9 protein-coding genes and 4 pseudogenes are annotated in these 9,134 nt (G+C 33.5%); 7 read left to right on the top strand and 6 right to left on the bottom strand.

Features of this window, described 5'->3' with window-relative positions; all coding sequences use genetic code 11:
• Window positions 1-61: 61 nt before the first annotated feature.
• Window positions 62-676, bottom strand: coding sequence for a hypothetical protein (locus HADU_RS10810; protein WP_034592825.1), 615 nt, complete (start codon window positions 674-676; stop codon window positions 62-64).
• Window positions 677-715: 39 nt separating this feature from the next.
• The gene (locus HADU_RS10805; RefSeq protein ID WP_005221849.1) at window positions 716-1,198 is read right to left on the bottom strand and encodes a CinA family protein; all 483 of its coding nucleotides are present in this window, start codon (window positions 1,196-1,198) and stop codon (window positions 716-718) included.
• Window positions 1,199-1,450: 252 nt separating this feature from the next.
• On the opposite strand from HADU_RS10805, the gene HADU_RS10800 reads away from it, so the two are divergent.
• Both HADU_RS10800 and HADU_RS10795 read left to right on the top strand, forming a co-directional pair.
• Complete coding sequence (locus HADU_RS10800; protein ID WP_004809153.1) at window positions 1,451-1,681, top strand: hypothetical protein; 231 nt, start codon at window positions 1,451-1,453, stop codon at window positions 1,679-1,681.
• A 909-nt stretch (window positions 1,682-2,590) separates the two neighbouring features.
• Complete coding sequence (locus HADU_RS10795; RefSeq protein WP_004809157.1) at window positions 2,591-2,875, top strand: hypothetical protein; 285 nt, start codon at window positions 2,591-2,593, stop codon at window positions 2,873-2,875.
• A gap of 325 nt (window positions 2,876-3,200) precedes the next feature.
• Here HADU_RS10795 and HADU_RS10790 read toward each other — a convergent pair whose 3' ends face one another.
• On the bottom strand, window positions 3,201-3,461 hold the full coding sequence (locus HADU_RS10790; RefSeq protein WP_008306306.1) for a WYL domain-containing protein: 261 nt from the start codon (window positions 3,459-3,461) through the stop codon (window positions 3,201-3,203).
• Between the two features lie 388 nt (window positions 3,462-3,849).
• Here HADU_RS10790 and HADU_RS10785 point away from each other — a divergent pair, with 388 nt between their 5' ends.
• Window positions 3,850-4,050, top strand: a complete 201-nt coding sequence (locus tag HADU_RS10785) for a hypothetical protein (RefSeq protein ID WP_005221851.1) — start codon at window positions 3,850-3,852, stop codon at window positions 4,048-4,050.
• A 124-nt stretch (window positions 4,051-4,174) separates the two neighbouring features.
• Here HADU_RS10785 and HADU_RS10780 read toward each other — a convergent pair whose 3' ends face one another.
• Complete coding sequence (locus HADU_RS10780) at window positions 4,175-4,819, bottom strand: SOS response-associated peptidase (RefSeq protein WP_005221852.1); 645 nt, start codon at window positions 4,817-4,819, stop codon at window positions 4,175-4,177.
• A 466-nt stretch (window positions 4,820-5,285) separates the two neighbouring features.
• On the opposite strand from HADU_RS10780, the gene HADU_RS15660 reads away from it, so the two are divergent.
• Together HADU_RS15660 and HADU_RS10775 are read left to right on the top strand one after the other, a co-directional pair.
• Window positions 5,286-5,426: a hypothetical protein gene (locus HADU_RS15660; RefSeq protein ID WP_004809164.1), complete on the top strand. Its 141-nt coding sequence runs from the start codon at window positions 5,286-5,288 to the stop codon at window positions 5,424-5,426.
• Between the two features lie 708 nt (window positions 5,427-6,134).
• A pseudogene (locus tag HADU_RS10775) lies at window positions 6,135-6,452 on the top strand (Hsp20 family protein); the annotation flags it as partial.
• Between the two features lie 61 nt (window positions 6,453-6,513).
• Here the strand turns inward: HADU_RS10775 and HADU_RS15370 are convergent.
• Window positions 6,514-7,660 (bottom strand): annotated as a pseudogene (locus HADU_RS15370) (IS3 family transposase).
• An 88-nt stretch (window positions 7,661-7,748) separates the two neighbouring features.
• Here HADU_RS15370 and HADU_RS15915 point away from each other — a divergent pair.
• Both HADU_RS15915 and HADU_RS15655 read left to right on the top strand, forming a co-directional pair.
• Window positions 7,749-7,868: pseudogene (locus HADU_RS15915) on the top strand (heat-shock protein); the annotation flags it as partial.
• 408 nt (window positions 7,869-8,276) lie between these two features.
• Window positions 8,277-8,417, top strand: a complete 141-nt coding sequence (locus tag HADU_RS15655; RefSeq protein ID WP_171056670.1) for a hypothetical protein — start codon at window positions 8,277-8,279, stop codon at window positions 8,415-8,417.
• A 340-nt stretch (window positions 8,418-8,757) separates the two neighbouring features.
• Here the strand turns inward: HADU_RS15655 and HADU_RS10760 are convergent.
• Window positions 8,758-9,134: pseudogene (locus HADU_RS10760) on the bottom strand (transposase); the annotation flags it as partial.

Genomic DNA, 9,134 nt, shown 5'->3' with positions numbered 1-9,134 from the left:
AAAAAATAAGGTCTCTCGTCAGACCTTATTTTTTTATAGGTTATATTTATTTAATCTTCATTTAATGGCTGAGCAGGGCGGGATCTTCAATGTGATACCCAGTTTCAAATTGAATGCCTAAATATTTTACAGTGACCAGTAATTTATCCTGTTTCGGAATTTTATAGATCTGATTTAACCTTAAATCGGGTTTATAGCTGATAGCCTGTTGTATTGGACTCTTATAGTGACCTGATTCAATCCGATATTGATAGGTCCATTTAGGTACGCTTTGTTTCGGATCATGCCATGCAGGTGCAGTGCCTTTTCTGGTCTTTAGTAACTTGAGCTGAATATTCTGCTTCGGAAGAGGAACTACCGGAGTCAAACGTTTCTTGATTTTGGCAATTTCCTGATCAAACTTCTTGCTATTCTGATCATAGTCAATTTTCTTGGTTTTAGGATTGATATATAGGGAATTGACCTGAATCAGCTGGTTTGGCATCTTGGATTTAAAATTATAATAATACAGTTGAGGCAGACGTCCACGCCCATCCAGATAATGGCGCAACAGATATAGTTTTTGGTCCTTGGCTTCATAACCCAAAACTTCAAGGTTTTGTTGGCCACCCACCGTCGCAAGGCTCAATGGACTAAGACAAATACCAAGTAAAAACAAACTAATATTGACTTTCATCATTATCCTCATCCACTAATTTTTTATAAAGACGCGAAATTAAGCAGTTTTGCTATCAATTAAATCCATCATTTGATCAGCAATCTGTTCCGTCAATATATCCAGGCGTTCCTCAGGTGTACCATCAATCAGATAGCGATAATCATAAGTTTGACCTTCATAGAAAACCGAAACAAAAAACGTTCCTACCGGCTTTTCTTTACATTCACTACCACCAGGTTTGAGCAAGCCGGTACACGCTACGATCAAATCGGCTTCTTGAAACAGCTTCTGGCCGGTAATCGCAAGCGCATTCGTCACTTCCGGGGATTCAGGTGAATATTTATCAATTAAATCCTGAGGTACCCCTAAGATTGACATTTTCAGATTGGCATCATAACAAACCAGTCCAACGAGTAAAATTTGTGCACCACATTCTTTATAAAGCGAGAACTGGCTGCTTAAATAGCCTGAGCTTGCACTTTCTACAAAAGCAACTTTCAGTTTTTTTTGTTCGAGTAAATCACAACATTCTTTTAACATGGCTATCATTTTTATTTGAGGGTGATGTATTCAATGTATAGACGAAATGCGGATTCTTCAATCACCCTTACGATTGTATACATTTATACAAAACATGCTGTTAAAAGCTAAATATGAGATACACATGTTCAAAATTCAGCGAATGAGTGTGTTTGACCAAGAGTTAAGCAAAATTTGCATTTAACGGTATCATCTAAGCTTAAACAGTGGTAAAAATAAAAATAAAGTGCTTGATGAAAGTAGGTTGTTACAATGAAAACTACAGTTAAATATGTAGTCCTGAAAAGTCTGGACTATCAGTTGGGTACCCCTTTATTTCAGGAAGAAATTGATGCGGATGCACAGTATTTTGATCAGATTCCTGCGATTATTACCTACCAGAATTTAAAACTAAAGGTGAAAAGCAAGGAGTTAAAACGTTTGCAATTACCCGATGAAAAAGAAGATACTCAAACGATTATTGTAAAAATGGTCGCGATTTAATTAATAATTTGAATAAGATTGAAAAAACCTCTTTTTTAGAGGTTTTTTAATAAACTATTAGATAACAATATATTATAAAATGTTTGCTTACTTATTTTTATTTATTATTATGTTTAATTAAAGTGTTTATAATGCAGTAATTAATATCTTAAAAGGGTTACTTTTTTTGTTTTTGTTCCTCGTTTTAATCATATATTAATAATTAAAAATAAAATTTCCCTTCATTTTTAGGGGAATATCATGAAAAACTTTTATCAGCGGCGATTCCTTTGGTTTTTATTTTTGGTCTTTTTGCATAAGTGAATGTATTGATCAATCTTCAGATGGTTACAGATTGCGGAAACTATGTCGTAGCGCATGGGATTGACGATTCTGCTTATATACAAAATTATAATATGATGGAAAGATATACTAATTGACTTAACTATATTTAGACTAGAATGATCGGTAATTGGGTCTTCGCCCCATACTTAACCCAATTGTTTAATCTTCTCAAAAATGACTTATATTTTAATTGAGTGTATAATCAATTTTTGATCTTCCCTGTATAAAGTATTTAGAATCTTTATATAGGTTTTGATGTCTTGAAAAAATATTAAATCTAAGTTTTATAGTTAATAATTTTACGAATTATAAATAAAATATTTATATTTTAAAAATTAGAATTTTGCATTTTTTAAGATATAGATTTCATCTGCACATATTAGTAGCTATTCTTATTATTTACGAGATGCTTGGGTAAATAATGTAAGTGTAAAAATGGATTATCAATAGTTTAAATCAATTTATTTTACATTGAATTAGTCTGTAACAGGTTATGACTTGGAGTTTATGCAGAAGGCTGTAGAGTAAATACTGAACTCGTAAAGATCGGTTCATTTACTTATAAAGGAAAAAGGAGCGTCTCCAATGGCTAACCAAAACCAACAAAATCCGAACCAGAATCAGCAACAGCGTCAGCAAAATCAGCAAGACCAATGGCAAAATCCAAATCAACAGCAACAGCAACAGCCTAACCAGCAAAATCAACAGAACCCAAATCAACGTCAGCAAAATCAGCAGAACCAGCAAGATCAACAGAATCAGCAGGATCTGCAACAGCAACAGCAGCCTAATCAACAAGGTCAACAGCAAGATTCAACACAACAAGCTCATCAGCGTGATCAACAAAATCAACGCGGACAACAGCGCTAAGTATTGAAACTCGAAGAAAGCCGCCATAAGGCGGTTTTCTTTTGGGCTTCATAACTGAATTTAAGTTTGGAAAGACGTTGATGAAGAAAATGTAGAATAAAGTACTGTCTCAAAAATTATGCATCTTATTTTTAAAAGTTATGTAAATAGATAATAGTTAATTAAATTTTTGATCATTCTATAAATCAAAGAAGCTAAATTGATTGTAAATTAATCAATAAAAAATATATTAGTTTCATTTATTATTAGACTTGTTAAAGTTGGCCTGCATTGTAATAGGTGGACTTTGATAGGACAGTCTGATTTTTATTGATGAAATTTGAGCCTAAACCTCTACGATCCAGCGTGGATAAAAAGTATTTTCTGTTTCTTCAACGAAAATAATATTATCAACATGAAAATTTCGGATACCATCTCTGCGAATGTCATAACAAAAAAATTTCTCAGTCTTACCTTTACGACGATAACTATAAGGTTCCGCCTCGCGTGTTTCAATTGAACCGTCATCTTCTCGCGCAGTGATGATAATGGTATGCAAGTTACGTGCAGCTGAGGAAATTATTTCTTTGATATTCCGATTACTCATATTAACCTCGATATCAATATAAATATCGCATGAAATACAACTGATAAACTCATGTTTTAAAAATAATTCTAATCAGAGCTTTATTATGTGGTATCTCTAGAAGGTTATGGTTTTGTTGTGTATCCATCCCTTAATAAAATTTCTATTTTAATCAGGTATAAGATAACTGATTATCTTTGTTAGCTTACTTTCAAGAAAAATTTTATTTTTAAATCATTTAAATTATAGATTTCGGCTAAGAGAAAAATTAGCGGATAGTTTTTTTTAAATATTTTAGATTCTACTCGTCTTTCTTTTTAGTTACACAAATGATGATTGTTGACTATTGAATAACTTTAACCAATGTTTGAGCATAAGAATTTCTCATGATAACTATGAAGGGATCGCCATGAAAGATGAAGAAAAGCCTTTAAACTTTGATGATGATAATGAGCCTCTGGAATTTGATGACGAGGAATTTATTGATGATAAGAAGGAAGATGAATTATATAATGCAATTACTAAAGATGGTTCAAGTGTTGACCCGGCAGATGATGCTACGCGTCATACACGTCCGGAAGATGGTGATCCTCTAGAAGTGGAAGAGTGAAACTAATTTTACTCCAATAAAGCCCAATTTTATTTGGGCTTTTAATTGTCTTTTAAAAAGTTTTAATAAAATACTTTTGCTCTTTAAGTATTTAAATAAGTAAACTGAATGCTGTTAGGGATACTTAATTTTTCTTATCTAATGAATTTTCTTTATTCTGAGGCTTGACAATAAATTCGTCTTTCATTTCAATAAAAAAATCATTGGCTTCTTCATGAGTACAGTGCAACCAGTCATACCGCAATTCTTCCGGGATGACAATAATCGAACGCTTTTCATCGTTCGGACGGTGAAACTGTTTCATAAATGGATGTTTATCTGCGTTCATGGTCAACATTGAAAAAGATCTGATTCTCTTGCCATCAATATGGGCATCATCATAAATTGCAGCAACAGTAAAAGGGTTACCGTCTGCACGTGAAATTCCGAACCAATGTGAATTTCCCTCTATATATTTAGGTTCATAGAAGACCTCTACAGGCACCAATGCAAATTGATTTTTTACCCAGGCATGCCGAAAACTGGGTTTGCCGGCAACTGTTTCAGTACGTGCATTATAGGTGTGACGACCAAATTTTAATTCTTTCGCCCAGGAAGGGATTAATCCAAAATGGGCAATATCGAGTTCAAAATTTTCCGTACCACGCATAATGATAGGAGCAGGTGCAAGTGGATAGACATGAGATTTAATTTCTAATTCTAGCTGCTCTTCATGAATGTCGAGTAAAGACAAGCGTTGTTTCGACGGAAACTCATAGTTTGAACACATACTTAACCTCTACATTCTAATTTTTGTCTTTAATAAAAATTAAGATAAGATGAATATAGACACAAAACCACTTAAAAACGTAATTACACTTTTTGCAGGTTTGGAATATCTTTCCACTAGGCATTAAACATGAAATATAAACATTTTAATCTTTAAGAAATTGATCATGTAATGCACTCAGACCTAGTATGCCGGATGACTATTATTTTATTTTTATTAGAATAAGGACATAATTAAACAGAAGGAATTTAAGTCATAATTAACTTGAATTGACCTTTTTGACAAAACTGTGGTGCAAGACTGTAGGTTAATTACAATGTTTACTTAACTGTATATTTTTTACTCAATACTATTTATCTTACCTACATTCAATTACATACAGAACATAAAATCATCAAAACTAAGTTGGAAGGCTACAATTTTGAATGATAGTTTAAGTTTAAATTTTTAGTATCTGAGGTGAACAATGAAATTGTTGACATTATTAGGTGTAGGTGTGGCTGCAAGCTGTTGCTATCAAGTTATTAAAAATAATCAGCCAATTCTCGCAAATCCGGATTTTGATGAGACAGTAAAGCGATTTTTATTAAAAGAGTTCTCGGCTTAATTGCTGGAACAATATTGTTAAGTAGATTCCTCAAATTTTCTTAGATTCAGGAAATTCTCAATGTGACGTAAATGATCTTATTTAATCTTTAATAAGATGATATTTAAATCAAGGCAGTTAAAAGAGGAAAATACTTAAACATTCCCATAAACTTATTCATAGGAAGAAAAATTATGCTAAACCTTATATTTTGTTTATTGGCTTTGAAGGGTGCAACTGAAATTGATCATCAGGTCCATGGGGGCGAGGTAGGTGACAATAAGGATTGAGTCTAATTAGATAGACGCTCATAAAACCCGGCAGAGAGAAAATTTTATCCTTATCAATTAAGATTTTAGTTAAATATTTTATTGACAGTCTCTTGAATCTTGATTATTTTACTAGGTGTTCAAAAAGCTCCACACTTGATTAAATATCGAGTTTTATCCGCATCTTCCCCAAGGTGCGGTTTTTTTATAAAAAATATTAATTTTTTGCCTTTCCTAAGAAAAAAACGATGTTTTAAATACTCACTTAAATTTAATTTTTTCTAAATGTGCCGGGAAAAATATAAATAGGGCAAGAAATGTATTTTCATTTATTTCTGCCGTTGAAAATACCTGCATGTACCCTGATAAATAAGATAGCAATCCAGATACTGCTTCTTACTCTATTATCAAAATCGATAATGAAGTCTCAGCTGGTTTATAAAATCAGGAGGGTGTTACGATGAGTAATTTCAGTTTATCACCACTATTCCGTCGGAGTATTGGTTTTGACCGCTTAAGTGATCTATTCGATTTTGCATTACAAAGTGATACGCCAAACTTTCCCCACTATAATATTGAAAAAACAGGAGATAATAATTATCGTATTTCTGTTGCAACTGCAGGATTTAATCAAGATCAACTTGAGATTAATTTGGAAAATAAGGTACTGACTATAACTGGTAAAATAGTAGAAGAAAAAAACGATCCAAACGTTGAATATTTATATAAGGGAATCGCAAGCCGTTCATTTAAGTTATCGTTACGCCTGGATGAACATAGAGGTGGTCCCACTTGTTTGAACAACTAAAAGCGTATTTATAAGTGATATTCCGCTCTAGTTAAGCCACCTTGTTTTGTTGGGGTAGCTGATCATAGTAAAACTCATTTAGCCTTGCGAAGCAGTGCTTCTCATGTCTAGACTCGAATGAGGTCGTTTCAAATTATAAAACTCAAAATATGCACTTAATTGCTTTTTCGCATCTGTGACACTGCTATAAGCTTTGAGATACACCTCTTCATATTTAACGCTCCGCCATAATCGTTCAACCATCACATTATCTACCCATCGACCTTTACCATCCATACTGATTTGAATGCCATTTGATTTCAATACATCAATAAATGCATCACTGGTGAACTGACTGCCTTGGTCTGTATTCAATATTTCAGGTGATCCATATTTTTCAATCGCTTCATTTAAAACCGAAATACAAAAATCCACCTCCATACTAATCGATACCCTATGCGCAAGTACCTTGCGGCTATGCCAATCAATCACAGCACATAAATAAACAAAGCCTTTTGCCATAGGGATATACGTTATATCCGTAGACCACACTTGATTACTGCGCTGAATAGCCAACCCTTTGAGCAGATATGGATATTTACGGTGAGCTTGATTAGCCTGGCTTAAATTTGGTTTGCAATATAACGCCTGAATACCCATTTTCTTCATTAAAGTACGTGTATGACGTCGTCCTATATGATGCCCTTGACGATTCAACAAATCACGCATCATACGACTGCCTGCAAAAGGATATTGCATATGTAATTCATCAATACATCGCATCAGCTTCAGATCTGATGAGCTAACAGGTTTTGGGCGATAATAATAACAACCACGGGAGACTTTCAGCAGCTTAGCTTGCTTAGATACTGAAATCTGAAGTGAGTCGTCGATTAACTTTTGTGGTTGAAGCGGCCCAGTTTCTTCAACACACCTTCTAAAAAATCAATTTCTAATGCCTGCTCACCGATTTTTGCATGTAACTTTTTAAGATCAATGGGGGGTTCTGATGGAGCTTTTGATTGATCGAAAGCTTGCGAGGAAGCTGAGATCAATTGATTTTTCCAGTCAATAATTTGGTTTTGATGAACATCAAATTCAGCACTCAATTCAGCAAGTGTTTTTTCTGCTTTAATCGCAGCAAGTGCTACCTTAGCTTTAAAATCATTTGAATGATTTCTTCTTGGTCTACGTGCCATAAAATACTCCATATATTGATGTTTATAACATCATTTGAGGAGCAGAATATCACTTATAGGAGTTGTTCAAATTTACGGATCCATCTCTCATGTAGAGGTTCAGCAGGCAGATTATGATAATGGTTTATTGACTATAGATCTGCAACGGAATGTCCCTGAAGAGGCGATGGCACGCCAGATTCCTATTGGTCGTAAAATTAATGAATAGGTATGGGGAGAGTCGAAGACTCAATAATAAAAATAATTTTCTAATAAGAATAGAACAAATTTAAGCCACCTTAGGGTGGTTTTTTTATTGCCTCCAGAACTAGGTTGCTGGTTTGACTATTTATTGCAATAATTAAATTTCAGACTTATTTAATATGGATATATATATAATTCGTATATATATTTATATTTTTTATAGATTGTCTATTGTTTGATCGTTGTATGTTTTATCAACTATCCTAAATCAGCGCAAAATGGTTAAGGGGAAAGCTCACAGGAATGTGGGCTTTTTTATTTTATACACATAAATTAACCTTTCATTTAAAAAAACTTTCCAAATAGCTTTGGAATGCAATCCATATAGATGATACCTATAGAGGTTGTTATTTCTAATCTATTGAGGTGAGCAATGAAATTATTAACATTGATTGGCGCAGGCGTATTGGCTGGATACTGTTATAAAAAGGCTAAATACAAAAAGGGAAATGCAAAAAACTGTTCTCATCAAGAAGCGGAGACAGAATCTAAGGCACCAAATACCCCTGAATAAATTGATAAAAGACCTCACAAATGAGTGAGGTCTTCGACTATTTAGAAAGGAAAAATAACAATCAAATGCAAATATTGGCTAAATTAATCCTTGGCCTTGTTTAACTGAAGAAACGACTAGGCTGAGTATTTGTTGATTTTGCAATTAGTAGCTTTCTAATTAATTTATATATTTATGAGAAGTCCTCAATTAGTTTAACAAGTACTTAAAGAAACATAAAACTAACGGGTAAGAACTATTAATATATATTTCCTATACTTACATAAATCTATTCATAAGAGAGGTGGTCCCACTTGTTTGAACAACTAAAAGCGTATTTATAAGTGATATTCCGCTCTAGTTAAGCCACCTTGTTTTGTTGGGGTAGCTGATCATAGTAAAACTCATTTAGCCTTGCGAAGCAGTGCTTCTCATGTCTAGACTCGAATGAGGTCGTTTCAAATTATAAAACTCAAAATATGCACTTAATTGCTTTTTCGCATCTGTGACACTGCTATAAGCTTTGAGATACACCTCTTCATATTTAACGCTCCGCCATAATCGTTCAACCATCACATTATCTACCCATCGACCTTTACCATCCATACTGATTTGAATGCCATTTGATTTCAATACATCAATAAATGCATCACTGGTGAACTGACTGCCTTGGTCTGTATTCAATATTTCAGGTGATCCATATTTTTCAATCGCTTCATTTAAAACCGAAATACAAAA

Origin of the sequence: Acinetobacter sp. HA (genome assembly GCF_000264725.1) — a bacterium.
Classification (GTDB): domain Bacteria; phylum Pseudomonadota; class Gammaproteobacteria; order Pseudomonadales; family Moraxellaceae; genus Acinetobacter; species Acinetobacter schindleri.
This window is presented reverse-complemented; position numbering and strand designations above follow the sequence as displayed.